General features: G+C 66.9%; 2 protein-coding genes. Both read left to right on the top strand.

Annotated features, from left to right (window positions below; translation table 11 throughout):
* Nucleotides 1–514 (top strand): carbohydrate ABC transporter permease (locus tag DMB66_RS59785; protein ID WP_148112971.1); only part of this gene is annotated, 514 nt, incomplete at its 5' end.
* Nucleotides 511–1,123, top strand: a 613-nt coding sequence (locus tag DMB66_RS59780; protein ID WP_148112970.1) for a carbohydrate ABC transporter permease, incomplete at its 3' end; no start/stop codon positions are given. The genes DMB66_RS59785 and DMB66_RS59780, both read left to right, overlap by 4 nt.

Raw genomic sequence — 1,123 nt, 5'->3', positions numbered from 1 at the left:
GCTGCTCTGGAAGCACGCCATCTACAACCCGGGGTACGGCCTGATCAACGGCATCTTCGGCGGCTCGACCGACTGGGTCTCGTCGTACCCGAAGGCAGCGGTCATCGCCACGCTCGTCTGGCAGTGGACGCCGTTCATGATGCTGATCCTGCTCGCCGGCCTGCAGTCGCAGAGCGAGGACATCCTCGAGGCGGCCCGGGTCGACGGCGCCAGCGGCTGGCGGATCTTCACCTCGATGACGCTGCCGCACCTGCGGCAGTACCTCGAGCTGGGCGCGCTGCTCGGCTCGATCTACCTGGTGAACACCTTCGACGCCGTCTTCACCATCACGCAGGGCGGCCCCGGCTCGCAGACCACCAACCTGCCGTACGAGATCTACCTGACCACGTTCCGCAAATTCGAGTACGGCGAGGCGTCGGCCGCCGGCGTCATCGTGGTGCTCCTGACGATCATCGTGGCGACGTTCGCGCTGCGGGTCATCTCGAGCCTGTTCCGGATGGAGGAGAGTCGATGACCGCGCTCGTCGCTACCGGAAGCGCCCGGCGCAGGCTGGGCACCGCGCTCTGGGGCACCGTCGCCTGGATCGCCGGGATCGTCTTCGTCTTCCCGGTGATCTGGATGGTGCTGACCAGCTTCAAGCAGGAGCAGGACGCCGCCAGCAACCCGCCGGCCTGGGCCTTCACCCCGACCTTCGACCAGTACGCCCAGGTGTTCGACCGCAACATCACGCCGTTCCTGCTGAACTCGCTGATGGCCAGCATCTTCTCCACGCTGCTGGTCGTCGTGCTGGCGACCCCGGCGGCGTACGCGCTGTCGCTGCGCCCGGTGGCGAAGTGGACGGACGCGCTGTTCTTCTTCATCTCCACCAAGATGATGCCCGCCGTCGCCGCGCTGCTGCCGGTGTACCTGCTGGTCAAGCAGCTCGGCATGCTCGACAACATCTGGACGATGGTGGTCCTCTACACCTCGATGAACCTGCCGCTCGCGGTCTGGATGATGCGCTCGTTCCTGCTGGAGGTGCCGCGCGAGGTGCTGGAGGCGGGCGAGGTGGACGGCGCGAGCCTGCTCACCTCGATCCGGAAGATCATCCTGCCGATCGTCTCGCCCGGACTGGCCGCGACCG

The sequence above is a fragment of the Actinoplanes sp. ATCC 53533 genome, assembly GCF_003947245.1.
This window is presented reverse-complemented; position numbering and strand designations above follow the sequence as displayed.